The organism is Kitasatospora sp. NPDC002543, assembly GCF_053594915.1.
Genome location: NZ_JBSFWR010000096.1, coordinates 20,766 through 32,784, shown reverse-complemented (window position 1 = coordinate 32,784; position 12,019 = coordinate 20,766). Strand labels below are relative to the sequence as shown.

The following is a 12,019-nucleotide window of genomic DNA, read 5'->3' as shown; positions in this document are numbered from 1 at the left end:
GCCGACGGGGGACGGCAAGACCGAGGCCGCGCTGCACGCGGCGTCGGTGATGGCGCGGGCTTCCGGGGCGGCCGGGACGGCCCCCGCCCCGCCGCCCGGCCCCAGCGGATCCTGCTCACCGGCGCGGCCGGCTTCCTCGGCAGCGCCCTGGTCCGACGGCTCGGCAACTCGCCCGGACACCGGGTGGTCGCCCTGGACCGCCGCCCGCTGCCGCCCGGACTCGCCGCCCTGCCCTCCGTGGAGTCCGTGGTCGGCGACGTCCGGGACCGCACGCTGCTCGGCCGCCTGACGGCCGAGGCGGACGTGGTGGTGCACGGCGCCGCCGCGCTGCCGAGCCACCCGGCGGCGGAGATCCGCTCCGTGGACGTCGACGGCACCCGCACCGTCCTGGACGCCGCCCGGCGGGCCGGGACCGACCGGGTGCTGCACATCTCCTCCACCGCGGTCTACGGCCTGCCGGAACGGACCCCGACCCCGGAGTCCCACCCGCTCGTCCCGGTCGACCCGTACAACGCCGCGAAGATCGCGGCCGAGCGGATCTGCGCCGACCACCGGGACCGGGGCATGTGCGTGCCCGTGCTGCGCCCGAAGACCTTCATCGGCCCCGGCCGGCTCGGCGTGTTCGCGATGCTCTTCGACTGGGCGCTGGACGGCCGGGGCTTCCCCGTCCTCGGCGGCGGCCACACCCTCAACCAGATGCTGGACGTCGAGGACCTCTGCGACCTGGTGACCGCGATGCTGACCCTGCCCGCCGACCGGATCAACCGGGAGTTCAACGTCGGCGCGGCCGAGTACGGCTCGTTCCGCGAGGACTGCCAGGTCGTCCTGGACCTCGCCGGCCACGGCAAGCGGGTCGTCCCGCTGCCGCTCGGCCCGGCGAAGGCCGCCCTGCGGACGCTGGCCGCGCTGCGGCTGTCGCCCGTCTACGGACGCCTCGTCCAGAAACTCACCCGGGACTCCTGCGTCGACATCACCGACGCCCGCGAGGTGCTCGGATTCACCCCCCGCCACTCCAACGCGACCGCCATCGAGCGCAGCTTCACCTGGTACCGCGCGAACCGGTCCGCGGTGGCCGGCACCACCGGCCGGACGCACTCCGACCGCTGGCGCGAGGGTGCCCTGCGCACGGTCAAGGTCCTCTTCTGACAGCAGTGAAGGGAACGGAAGTGAGTACTGCGAGCGAGTACCGCGAGGGCCTCGTCGGTCCGCCGGTCCATCCACCCGACGGGGACACCGGCCCCCCGTCCGCCGAACTGCCCGGGGAGCCGGGCCGGTTGCCCGAGGAGCCCGGACGCGGCTCACTGCTGCGCGGGCTGCTCCGGCTGGTCCGGCCGTACCAGTGGGCGAAGAACGCGGTCGTCCTGGTGCTGCCCCTGCTGGAGTCCGGCACCTCGCCGTGGACGGGCGTCGCGAACGCGCTGCCCGTCCTGGTGCTGTTCGTCCTCGCGTCCTCGGCCACCTACGTCGTCAACGACCTCGCCGACCGGGAACGCGACCGCCGCCACCCCGTCAAGCGCCACCGCCCGATCGCCTCCGGGGCCGTCCCGGTGCCGGCCGCCGTCGTGCTCGGCGTCCTCCTCTACCTCGCGCTGGCGGGCGGCTCGGCGCTGGTGGGGGCCGCCGCGGTCCCGGTGCTCGCCTACGCGGTCACCAACATCCTCTACAGCTTCGTCCTCAAGCACGTCTCGGTGGTCGACGTGTTCGTCATCGCCACCGGCTTCGTGCTGCGGGTCTGCGCCGGCGCCATGGCGGCCTCCGTCTCGATCTCCTCCTGGTTCCTGCTCTGTGTCTTCTCGGTCTGCATCCTGCTGGGCTTCGGCAAGCGCCGGCACGAGCTGACCTCCGTCCAGGGCGGGCCCTCCGAGCTGCACCGGCCGGCCCTGCGCGCCTACTCCGTCCCGTTCCTGAACAGCATGGTCACCTTCGCCGCGTCGGTGACCGTGCTCGCCTACGTGTCCTTCCTGCAGAGCGACGCCGCCGCCGGCGGGATGCGCCAGCTGCGGATCCTGCTCTCCACCCCGCTGGCGGTCTTCGCGATCGCCCGCTACCTGCAGATCCTGCTGGTCAGCGAGGGCGGCGGCGAGCCGACCAGGACGCTGTTCACGGACCGGATCATGCTCGCGGTCGGCGGGCTGTGGCTGGCCGGCTTCGGCCTCCTGCTGGCGGTGCAGTCGTGGTGACGCTCCCCCGGGCCGCGCCCGGACGCCCCGGCCTCCCCCGGCCCCGGCGCTCCTGGTTCCTGGCCGACCGTCCCGCCACCCGGCCGGTCCGGCTGCTGGCCGCCGTCAGCGCCGTGTGGCTGCTGTTCTGCGCGCTCCAGGAGGCACTGACCGGGCGGGCCTGGTTCTGGGTCGTCCCCGGCGCCGCGCCTCCCCCCGTGCTGCTCGGCGTCCCGCTGCTCCTGCTGCTGGCCGCACTGGCCGTCCGGCTGCGCCGCAGCCGCAGCCGGGTGCGCTGGCCCGTCGTCATGGGCGCGCTCTCGCTGGCCGTCGGGCTGGACCAGTCCGGCCTGACGCTGGCCGCGGCGACGGCCGACCGGACGGTGCCGCCCGGCGCGATCCACGTCGTCGCGCAGAACACCGAGTACTGGGGCTCCGACGTCGGCCCGGACCGCTTCTACGCCTACCTCAAGGCCCAGCACGCCGACGTGTACCTGCTCCAGGAGTACCTGCACTGGGACGACTCGGCCGGCGCGGACGGCGCCCGCGAGGTCGACGACACCGCCCGGCTGCGACGCGAGTTCCCCGGCTACCAGGTCGTCACCCGGGGCGAGTTGGTGACCCTCTCCCGGTTCCCCGTGGTGGCGCAGCCGCCGGTCGGCCCGGACCGGGCCCTGCGGGCGGGCGGGGACGACGACTGGTCGCACGTCTTCGCCGGCGCCAAGGTGCTGCGCACCGACCTCCAGGTGGGCGGGTCGGTGGTCTCCTTCTACAACGTCCACATGCTGGTGCCGGTCGCCCACGGCATGCCCCCGCAGGACTTCCCGGCCGACGTGCACCGCCGCCAGCGCGAGCGCCGGCAGCAGTTCGACGGGCTGGTCGGGGACGTCCGGGCCAACGCCAACCCCCTGTTCATCGCCGGCGACTTCAACACCAACGCCGGCATGGGCGACCTCAACGAGCTGCGCGGCCTCGCCCAGGACGCGGCGGACGCCGGCGACACCGTCCTGCCGATGTCCTGGGACGCCGGCAGCTGGCACGACTGGTGGCGCTTCGACTGGGCGTTCACCGCGCACGGCGCCCGGACCCACCGCTACGCGCTGAGCAGCCCCGAAGGCACATCCGACCATCTCCGCCAGGACGCCTGGATCTCCGGGCCGGCATCGGGAGGGACCCATGGCTGACGCACGACCCACGGTGTCGGTGATCATCCCCAACTACAACTACGAGAAGACCATCGCGGCGGTCGTCGAGTCCGCCCTGGCGCAGACCCACCCCGTGCACGAAGTGATCGTCGTCGACGACGGCAGCTCGGACGGCTCCCCGGAGATCGTCCGGCGCTACCCCGTCCGGCTGATCACCCAGCGCAACGGCGGGGTGTCCGTCGCCCGGAACCGGGGGGCGGCCGAGAGCACCGGCGACATCCTCTTCTTCCTCGACTCCGACATCGCGCTGGACCCGGACGCGGTCGCGAACGCCGTCGCCCTGCTGGAGGAGCAGCCCGACCTCGGCTGCGTCCACGGGGTGGTCGGCAAACGGGCGCTGTTCGACGACGGGCCGGTGGAGCGCTACCGCGTGCTGCACGAGTACTGGTGGCGCCGGCGCGCCACCGGCCGGGTGCGCACCGTCTTCTTCGCCATGTGCGCGATCCGGCGGGAGGTGTACGAGGAGATCGGCCCGCTGGACGAGACCCTGCGGGAGTCGGAGGACGTCGAGTACAGCGAGCGACTGGCCGCGAAGTACCCGATCCTGCTGACCGAGCGCATCTCCGGGCGGCACGACGACGTGGACCGGCTGGGCGCGCTGCTCACCGAGCAGTACCGGCGCTCGCAGCTGCTGGTGGCGTTCGCCGGCGCCCACCGCTTCAGCCCGGGGGCGCTCAAGGCCAACCGGATGCCGGGCGTGCTGGCCACCGCCGCCGCCTGGGGCAGCCTGCCGCTGCTGCTGGTGACGCGCAAGGCGGCCGTCCTCCCGGCGCTGGGCGTGGCCTGGTTCGCGGTGGCGGACCCGGGGCTGGCCCGGTTCGTGGTCCGGGACCAGGGGCTGCGGTACTACCCGGTGTTCGTCGGCTACCACTTCCTGCTGCACACCGCGCTGGTGGCGGGCGTCGCCCGGGGCGCGGTGCGGGCGCTCACCGAGCGCGGCTTCCGGCGGCCGCGGCACACCGCGCCGTGACCGGCGCGCCCGGGCCCGCCACCGGACCGGCGGGCCCGCCGAGGGGCCGCCACCGCCTGCTGACCGCCGTCCTCCTGCTGGCCGGCCTCGCGGGACTGGTCGCGGTGGCCCGCAACGACGCCTGGAGCCTGGTGACCAGGATGGCGGACGGCCGGTTCCTGGCCCTGCTGGTGGTGTCCGTGCTGACGAACATCGGCGGGCTGCTGCTCGGGCTGCTGTCCTGGCGGGCCGTCCTGGACGACCTCGGGCCGCCCGTCGGGCTGTTCGGCAGCGCCCGGATCTTCTTCTGCGGGCTGCTCGGCAAGTTCCTTCCGACCCCGGTGTTCGGGCTGCTCGCGCACATCCAGCTCGGCGCCGAGTACGGGGCCACGGCCGGGCGGATGGTCACCACGTACGTGGTCAGCCTGGGCATCACCATGCTGACCGCCTGCCTCGCCGCGCTCGGCATCGCGCCAGCCGTGCTCGGCGGGAACACCTGGTGGCTGGCCCTGCCGGTGCTGGTCCTGCTCTGCTTCGTGGTCCGCCCCGGCCTGATCGGCGCGTCGGTGGAGCGCGGCGCCCGGCTGTTCCGCCGGCCGCCGCCGACCGGGCGCAACTCGCCCCGCGCGGTGCGGGTCTCGCTCGCCCTGGCGCTGCTGTCCTGGTTCTCCGCCGGGCTGCACCTGTGGCTGGTCGTGGTCGCCCTGGACGGGCCGCCCGCCCGCTCGCTGTCCGCCTGCGTCGGGGGCTTCGCGCTGGCCACCGTCGCCGGGACGCTGACCATCGTCCTCCCGGACGGCCTGGGCGCCCGGGAGATGGTCCTGGTGCTGTCGCTCTCGACGGTCGTGCCGGTCTCCACGGCCGGCGCCGCCGCGATCGTCTCCCGGTTGGTCTGCACGGTGGCCGAACTGGGCACCGCCGGGGTAATGATTCTGGTGACCAGGTCACGACGGGGCACGCCCCCGGCCGCGGCCGGCGACACCACCGACAACCCCCCTGGAGGGAAGACTGATGCGTTACCGCAGCCTCGGAGTTGACGGGCAGTCCGTCAGCGCGCTCTGCCTCGGCGCGATGACCTTCGGCACCACCGTCGACGAGGAGACCGCGACGGCGATCCTCGACCGCTTCACCGAAGCCGGCGGGACGTTCATCGACACCTCGAACAACTACGCCTTCTGGGCGGACGGCGCGAACGGCCACGAGAGCGAGGAACTGCTCGGCCGCTGGACGGCCCGCCGCGGCAACCGCGACGGCCTGGTGCTCGCCACCAAGCTCGGCGCCCGCCCGGTGCCCGGACTGCCCTTCCCCGAGCACATCGAGGGCCTGTCCGCCCCCGCGGTGCGCGCCGCGGCCGAGGGCAGCCTGCGCCGGCTCGGCACCGACCGGCTGGACCTGTACTACGCGCACGTGGCCGATCCGGCCACGCCGGTCGAGGAGACCATGGGCGCCTTCGCCGGGCTGGTCGCCGAGGGCAAGGTCACCGCCCTCGGCTGCAGCAACCACGACGCCGGCCAGCTGGCCGTTGCCAACGACCTGGCGGCCGAGCGGAGTTGGCCCGGCTACCGGTGCGTCCAGCAGCGCCACAGCTACCTGCGGCCGCGTCCCGACGCGGACTTCGGCATCCAGAAGCACGCCGACGAGGCCCTGCTCTCCTACCTCGCCCCGCGGCCGTCGATGACGCTGGTCGCCTACTCCCCGCTGCTCGGCGGCGCGTACTGCCGCCCCGATCGCCCGCTGCGCGAGCAGTACGAGGGGCCAGAGACGAAGGCCCGGCTGGCCGCGCTGGCGGAGGTGGCCGAGGAGACCGGCGCCACCGTCAACCAGGTCGTCCTGGCCTGGCTGATCGGCCACCCCGTCCCGACCGTCCCGGTCGTCGGAGCCAGCTCCGTCGCCCAACTGGAGGAGAGCCTGGGCGCGTTGGACCTCGTCCTCGACGAGGAGCAGCGCCGGCGACTGGACACCGCGGCCTGAGCGAGGCCGACCCGCCCTCCGTCCGACCGCCGGGGCCTGTCGTGCGGGACAGGCCCCCGCCCGCCGGATCGGATCAGATCCAGCCCTCCTTCGCCGCGCGCACCCCCGCCTCGAAGCGGCTGCGCGCGCCCAGCCGGCCCATCAGCTGGGAGCTCATCCGGCGCACCGTGCGCAGCGACACCCCGAGTCGCCGGGCGGCCACCTCGTCGGTGCAGCCGATGCCGAGCAGGAGCAGCAACTCCCTTTCCTGGGGCGTCAGATCGTGCTCGTTGCGGCGCGGGTCCTGGCCGAACGGGGTGCCGGCCGCCCAGAACTGCTCGAACAGCAGCACCAGCGCCCTCACCACCCCCGGGGTCCGGACCTCCAGCGCGCCGGTACGGCCGTCCTGCGGGTCGATCGGCACCAGCGCCGTCTCCCGGTCCACCACCACCAGCAGCATCGGGAGGAACGGCACCGTACGGGCCTCGCCGCCGAGCCCGGTGAACCAGCGGACGTACTCCAGGGTCGGCGGGTCGTTGCGGAAGCTCTCCTGGTAGATGCTCCTGATCCGTACCCCGCGCTCCAGCGCCTGCCGGTCCAGCGGTTCGCTGGCGTCCATGGTGTCCGGCAGCTGGGCGCCACCGGGCAGCAGGGAGAGGCACTCGTGCTCGGCGGTGGAGGCCAGGTCCTCCAGCCGCTTGCGGACCGCGTCCAGCCCCTCCAGCCGCTGGATGATCTCGTGCCGCGGGGCCCGGTTGGCGTTGAAGCGGGCGCTCAGCGCCGTCACCGCCTGCCCGGCGGACTCGATCTGCCGCTGACGCCTGCTCAGGTCCGCGGTGGCCCGCGAGAGCAGGAACCCGAAGCCGATGTCCGGGTTGAACGGCACCGCGTCCAGGCAGCCGTCCTCCAGGTCCACCAGGTCGAGCTCGGCCAGCCGGTTCAGCGCGGAACGCACCCGCTCCTCGCTCCACCCCAGACGCTCGGCCATGTCGACGACCCGGAACCCCGGCTCCTCGACGAGCAGCCGGTACACGGCCTCGGCCGACGGTTCGATGCCCAGAACTTCCAGCACAGCGCTTCCCCCGCGTGTCCCGCCCGTTTCTCCTCGGAGGCTAAGCCAGCGGGCCGATCAGGTCCAGACCAATTTTTGTAGGATGGCCGCCGTCCCGCCCGCCCCCGGGACCACCCGCCCAGGCCGGCGGCGGCGACCCGGACAGAGCCCCGAAAAACGACCCCTAGGGGGCGTGGACACGTACGACCACGGGAATGGCCAGGTCGTAGAGGCAAGGCCACGAGTCATGAGAAGGTACCGCCCATGAAGGCAATAAAGTTCGTCCTGAATGTCATCTGGTTGATTTTCTGCGGCATTTGGATGGCCCTTGCCTACGTGCTCGCCGGAATCATCTGCTGCGTCCTGATCGTCACGATCCCGTTCGGGATCGCGTCCTTCCGGATCGCCGGGTTCATCCTGTGGCCGTTCGGGCGCACGACCGTGGAACGGCCGGACGCCGGGGCGGCGTCGTGCGTGGGGAACGTCATCTGGCTGGTGTTCGCCGGGTGGTGGCTGGCGCTCGGGCACCTGATCACCAGCATCCCGCTGTTCCTGTCGATCATCGGCATCCCCTTCGGGTGGGCCAACCTGAAGATGATCCCGGTCTCGCTGATGCCGCTCGGCCGGGAGATCGTCCCGACCGACCAGGAGTGGGGCCGGTAACCACCGCGCAGACCCCGACGGCCGGCGAGAGGCAGCAGCCCTCGCCGGCCGTCGGCGTTCCCGGGCTCAGGCCCGGCCGGCGCGGGCCCGGCGCAGGCCGTACGCGGCGGCGCCGAGGGCGAGGACGGCGGCGCCCCACAGGACGGAGGCGGCGGGCAGGGCGAAGGCGAGGGCGAGGCAGCCGGCCGCGCCGAGGACGGGGACGGCGCGCGGAGGGCGGCCCTCGGCCGGGGTGAGGGTCCAGGCGGAGGCGTTGGCGACGGCGTAGTAGGCGAGGACGCCGAAGGAGGAGAAGCCGATCGCGCCGCGGACGTCGGTGAGGGCCGCGGCGAGGGCGACGACGGCGCCGACGGCCAGTTCGGCGCGGTGCGGGACGCCGAAGCGCGGGTGGACGGCGGCCAGCGGGTGCGGGAGGTGGCGGTCGCGGGCCATCGCCAGGGTGGTGCGGGAGACGCCGAGGATCAGGGCGAGCAGCGAGCCGAGCGCGGCGATCGCCGCACCGACGCGCACCACCGGGGCGAGGGCGGGCACCCCGGCGGCCCGGACGGCGTCGGCCAGCGGCGCGGCGCTGTGGGCGAGGCGGTCGGGGCCGAGGACGGCCAGGACGGCGAGGGCGACGGCGGCGTACACGACGAGGGTGATCCCGAGGGCGATCGGGATCGCCCTCGGGATGGTGCGCCGCGGGTCGCGGACCTCCTCGCCGAGGGTGGCGATCCGGGCGTACCCGGCGAAGGCGAAGAACAGCAGGCCTGCGGCCTGGAGCACACCGTGGAAGCCGGCGTCCGCGCCGATCGCCCAGTGCCCGGCGTCGGCCGCGCCGCCGGTCAGGCAGGCGGTGACCACGGCGGCCAGCACCGCCAGGACGACGGCCACGATCGCCCGGGTCAGCCAGGCCGCCTTCTGCACGCCGACGCAGTTGACGGCGGTCAGCGCGACGACGGCGGCGACCGCGACGGCGTGGGCCTGGGCGGGCCGGACGTAGGAGCCGACGGTGAGGGCCATCGCGGCGCAGGAGGCGGTCTTGCCGACGACGAAGCCCCAGCCGGCCAGGTACCCCCAGAAGTCGCCGAGCCGCTCCCGGCCGTAGACGTAGGTGCCGCCGGACCGCGGGTAGCGGGCGGCCAGCCGGGCCGAGGAGGTCGCGTTGCAGTACGCCACCGCGCCGGCCAGGGCCAGTCCGACCAGCAGCCCGGAGCCCGCGGCCGCGGCGGCGGGCGCGAGCGCGGCGAAGACGCCCGCGCCGATCATCGAGCCCAGCCCGATCACCACGGCGTCGAACACTCCGAGCCGGCGCCGCAGCTCCCCCGCCCCGGCCGCCGTCGGCGACGTCCCCATCCGCTGTACCCCTCCCGGTCGGCTGCGGTGTCGGCGCACCCTACCGGAGCCGGGGAAACGGCGGGTGCGGGCCCGGGCGCGCGGGCCGTGGCCGCGGACGGGGACGGGGACGGGGCGGGGGCGGCAGCCGGGTCAGCGGCCGAGCCGCTCCGCCAGGGCCCGCAGGTCGGCGGTGACCGCGCCGCGTACCGGGCGGGACATCAGCGGGCCGGTCAGGCGGAGGCCGCCGCGGACCCGGATGCGGGCGAAGGTGCCGCTCTGGGTGGGCTCGAAGGTGTAGGTGACGCGCATCGGCATCGGCCCGGCGACGGAGACCATGTCGAGCACCGTCGGCGGGTCGTGGCGCACCACGCGCAGCACGTACGAGAAGGACCTGCCCAGGAAGCGGGCGGTCCGGGTGACCTCGGCGCCCACGCCGAAGCCGCCGGTGTCGGCCTCCCGGGTGAGAGCGGCGGTGCGGATGCCCCGGGTCCACTCGGAGTCGTGGCGCCAGTCCATCGCGTAGGTGGCGACCGCGGCGGGCGGGAGGGGGATCAGGCGTTCCACTGTGACGTCGAGGGGCATGATCACACTCTCCCGCCGGGCGGGCCGCCACGCTCCCCGGACTCGCCCGGGCGGAGGGGCGGGGGCGGACGGAGGGTCCCGCTACAGCCCGAGGATCCGCTGGGCCCGCTCCCGCATCTCGACCTTGCGGATCTTCCCGGTGACCGTCATCGGGAACTCGTCGACCACGTGCACGTAGCGCGGGATCTTGAAGTGGGCGAGCCGGCCGGTGCAGTACCGGCGGACGGCCTCGGCGGTGAGCGGCTCGGCGCCCTCCCGCATCCGGATCCAGGCCATCAGCTCCTCGCCGTACTTGTCGTCGGGGACGCCGATGACCTGGACGTCGAGGACGTCCGGGTGGGCGTGGAGGAACTCCTCGATCTCGCGCGGGTAGAGGTTCTCGCCGCCGCGGATCACCATGTCCTTGATCCGGCCGGTGATGGCGAGGTAGCCCTCCTCGTCCATCACCGCGAGGTCCCCGGTGTGCATCCAACGGGCGACGTCGACGGCCTCGGCGGTGCGCTCCGGCTCGCCCCAGTAGCCGAGCATGACGGAGTAGCCGCGGGTGCACAGCTCGCCGGGCTCGCCGCGCGGGACGGTGCGGCCGGTGGCCGGGTCGACCACCTTGACCTCCAGGTGCGGGCCGACCCTCCCCACCGTGGCGACCCTGCGCTCGACCGGGTCGTCGACCCGGGTCTGGAGGGAGACCGGCGAGGTCTCGGTCATGCCGTAGCAGATGGAGACCTCGGTCATGCCCATCCGCTCGATGACCTCCTTCATCACCTCGCTCGGACAGGGCGAGCCGGCCATGATGCCGGTACGCAGGCTGGAGAGGTCGTAGCGGCCGAAGTCCGGGTCGGCCAGTTCGGCGATGAACATGGTCGGCACGCCGTACAGCGAGGTGCAGCGCTCGGCGTCGACGGCGGCCAGGGTGGCGCCGGGTTCGAACGCCGGGGCGGGGATGACCGTGCAGGCGCCGTGCGAGGTGGCGGCCAGGTTGCCCATCACCATCCCGAAGCAGTGGTAGAAGGGCACCGGGACGCAGATCCGGTCCTGCTCGGTGTAGTCGAGCAGCTCGCCGACGAAGTAGCCGTTGTTGAGGATGTTGTGGTGTGAGAGGGTCGCGCCCTTGGGGAAGCCGGTCGTCCCGGAGGTGTACTGGATGTTGATCGGGTCGGCGGGGGCCAACTCGGCCTGGCGCTCGGCGAGTCGGGAGGCGTCGGCCTTCCGCCCGGCAGCGGTGACGGCGTCCCAGGCGGGGCTGCCGATCAGCAGGACGCGCTCCAGCTCCGGGCACCGCGGCCGGACTTCCTCGATCATCCCGGCGTAGTCGGAGGTCTTGAAGCGTTCGGCGGCGACCAGCAGCCGGATCCCGGCCTGGTTCAGCACGAACTCCAACTCGTGGGCGCGGTAGGCCGGGTTGACGGTGACCAGGATCGCGCCGAGCTTGGCGGTGGCGTACTGGGTGAGGGTCCACTCGGCGCAGTTGGGGGCCCAGATGCCCACCCGGTCGCCCTTGGCGATCCCGAGTTCCAGCAGGCCGAGCGCCAGGGCGTCGACGTCGGCGGCGAGTTCGGCGTACGTCCAGCGGCGGGCGGTGGCCCGGTCGACCAGGGCGTCGCGTTCGGGGAAGGCGCGCACCGCGCGGTCGAGGTTCTCCCCGATGGTGTCGCCGAGCAGCGGGACGTCCGAGGTGCCGGAGGCGTAGCTGCGCGGGGTCGGCGTGGTCGGCACGGGCAGGCTCCTGGGGGACGGCGGTGCGGGACAGGCACCATGCTCGCGGCCCCCGACGCGCGCCGCCACCCCCGAACGGGGGTACGGACACGGCGCCGGGGCCGCCCGTCGGGTTCGACGGACGGCCCCGGGCCCGCGGGGGCAGTGCTACTCGTTGATGCAGATGTTGCCGAAGGCCGGGTTGAGGAGCCCGATGATGTCGATCGAGTTGCCGCAGATGTTGGCCTCGAGGTTGACCGGGACCTGGATCAGGTTGCCGGAGAGGACGCCGGGCGAGCCGATGGCGGCACCGTTGGCGGTGGCGTCGCCGGCGGAGGCGGTCCCGGCACCGGCGAGGACCGTCACCGCGGCGAGGGCCGTGGCGGCGAAGGCGGTACGCATGCGCATTGCTTCACTCCTTGTGAGCAGAGCGGGTCAAAGTGTGACGATC

The 12,019-nt window shown here is 73.9% G+C and carries 12 protein-coding genes; 7 read left to right on the top strand and 5 right to left on the bottom strand.

What is annotated here, in order from left to right; genetic code table 11:
• The first annotated feature begins 108 nt into the window (after positions 1-108).
• From ACWD4P_RS30290 to ACWD4P_RS30265, 6 genes are read left to right on the top strand one after another with little or no spacing between them, the layout of a single operon-like run.
• The gene (locus ACWD4P_RS30290) at positions 109-1,146 is read left to right on the top strand and encodes an NAD-dependent epimerase/dehydratase family protein (protein ID WP_449781843.1); all 1,038 of its coding nucleotides are present in this window, start codon (positions 109-111) and stop codon (positions 1,144-1,146) included.
• A 20-nt stretch (positions 1,147-1,166) separates the two neighbouring features.
• On the top strand, positions 1,167-2,180 hold the full coding sequence (locus ACWD4P_RS30285; RefSeq protein WP_449781841.1) for a UbiA prenyltransferase family protein: 1,014 nt from the start codon (positions 1,167-1,169) through the stop codon (positions 2,178-2,180).
• Entirely contained in the window at positions 2,174-3,343 is a 1,170-nt protein-coding gene (locus ACWD4P_RS30280; RefSeq protein ID WP_359831099.1) for an endonuclease/exonuclease/phosphatase family protein, read from the top strand. The genes ACWD4P_RS30285 and ACWD4P_RS30280 overlap by 7 nt, the downstream gene beginning before the upstream one ends.
• A complete protein-coding gene (locus ACWD4P_RS30275) occupies positions 3,336-4,334 on the top strand; it encodes a glycosyltransferase family 2 protein (RefSeq protein WP_449781840.1) in 999 nt (332 codons plus the stop codon). The genes ACWD4P_RS30280 and ACWD4P_RS30275 overlap by 8 nt, the downstream gene beginning before the upstream one ends.
• Positions 4,331-5,350, top strand: a complete 1,020-nt coding sequence (locus tag ACWD4P_RS30270) for a lysylphosphatidylglycerol synthase transmembrane domain-containing protein (RefSeq protein ID WP_449781839.1) — start codon at positions 4,331-4,333, stop codon at positions 5,348-5,350. The genes ACWD4P_RS30275 and ACWD4P_RS30270 overlap by 4 nt, the downstream gene beginning before the upstream one ends.
• On the top strand, positions 5,325-6,284 hold the full coding sequence (locus ACWD4P_RS30265) for an aldo/keto reductase (RefSeq protein ID WP_449781838.1): 960 nt from the start codon (positions 5,325-5,327) through the stop codon (positions 6,282-6,284). Before ACWD4P_RS30270 ends, ACWD4P_RS30265 begins: the two co-directional genes overlap by 26 nt.
• Before the next feature lie 73 nt (positions 6,285-6,357).
• Here the strand turns inward: ACWD4P_RS30265 and ACWD4P_RS30260 are convergent, their stop codons facing one another.
• Positions 6,358-7,335, bottom strand: a complete 978-nt coding sequence (locus ACWD4P_RS30260) for a LuxR C-terminal-related transcriptional regulator (protein WP_359828307.1) — start codon at positions 7,333-7,335, stop codon at positions 6,358-6,360.
• A 243-nt stretch (positions 7,336-7,578) separates the two neighbouring features.
• Here ACWD4P_RS30260 and ACWD4P_RS30255 point away from each other — a divergent pair, with 243 nt between their 5' ends.
• A complete protein-coding gene (locus ACWD4P_RS30255; protein WP_449781837.1) occupies positions 7,579-7,977 on the top strand; it encodes a YccF domain-containing protein in 399 nt (132 codons plus the stop codon).
• 66 nt (positions 7,978-8,043) lie between these two features.
• Here the strand turns inward: ACWD4P_RS30255 and ACWD4P_RS30250 are convergent, their stop codons facing one another.
• From ACWD4P_RS30250 to ACWD4P_RS30235, 4 genes are all read right to left on the bottom strand, one after another.
• Positions 8,044-9,312 (bottom strand): APC family permease, encoded by a 1,269-nt coding sequence (locus ACWD4P_RS30250; RefSeq protein WP_449781836.1) that lies wholly within the window; start codon positions 9,310-9,312, stop codon positions 8,044-8,046.
• A gap of 132 nt (positions 9,313-9,444) precedes the next feature.
• On the bottom strand, positions 9,445-9,876 hold the full coding sequence (locus ACWD4P_RS30245; protein WP_449781835.1) for an SRPBCC family protein: 432 nt from the start codon (positions 9,874-9,876) through the stop codon (positions 9,445-9,447).
• 81 nt (positions 9,877-9,957) lie between these two features.
• Entirely contained in the window at positions 9,958-11,595 is a 1,638-nt protein-coding gene (locus tag ACWD4P_RS30240) for an AMP-binding protein (protein WP_449781842.1), read from the bottom strand.
• Between the two features lie 141 nt (positions 11,596-11,736).
• Positions 11,737-11,976, bottom strand: coding sequence for a chaplin (locus ACWD4P_RS30235; RefSeq protein WP_359828297.1), 240 nt, complete (start codon positions 11,974-11,976; stop codon positions 11,737-11,739).
• Positions 11,977-12,019: the final 43 nt, after the last annotated feature.

Coding starts and splice junctions, on each gene's coding strand:
- ACWD4P_RS30265 (WP_449781838.1), top strand. CDS start 5,325: ATGCGTTACCGCAGCCTCGGAGTTGACGGGCAGTCCGTCAGCGCGCTC.
- ACWD4P_RS30250 (WP_449781836.1), bottom strand. CDS start 9,312: ATGGGGACGTCGCCGACGGCGGCCGGGGCGGGGGAGCTGCGGCGCCGG.
- ACWD4P_RS30245 (WP_449781835.1), bottom strand. CDS start 9,876: ATGCCCCTCGACGTCACAGTGGAACGCCTGATCCCCCTCCCGCCCGCC.
- ACWD4P_RS30255 (WP_449781837.1), top strand. CDS start 7,579: ATGAAGGCAATAAAGTTCGTCCTGAATGTCATCTGGTTGATTTTCTGC.
- ACWD4P_RS30275 (WP_449781840.1), top strand. CDS start 3,336: ATGGCTGACGCACGACCCACGGTGTCGGTGATCATCCCCAACTACAAC.
- ACWD4P_RS30235 (WP_359828297.1), bottom strand. CDS start 11,976: ATGCGCATGCGTACCGCCTTCGCCGCCACGGCCCTCGCCGCGGTGACG.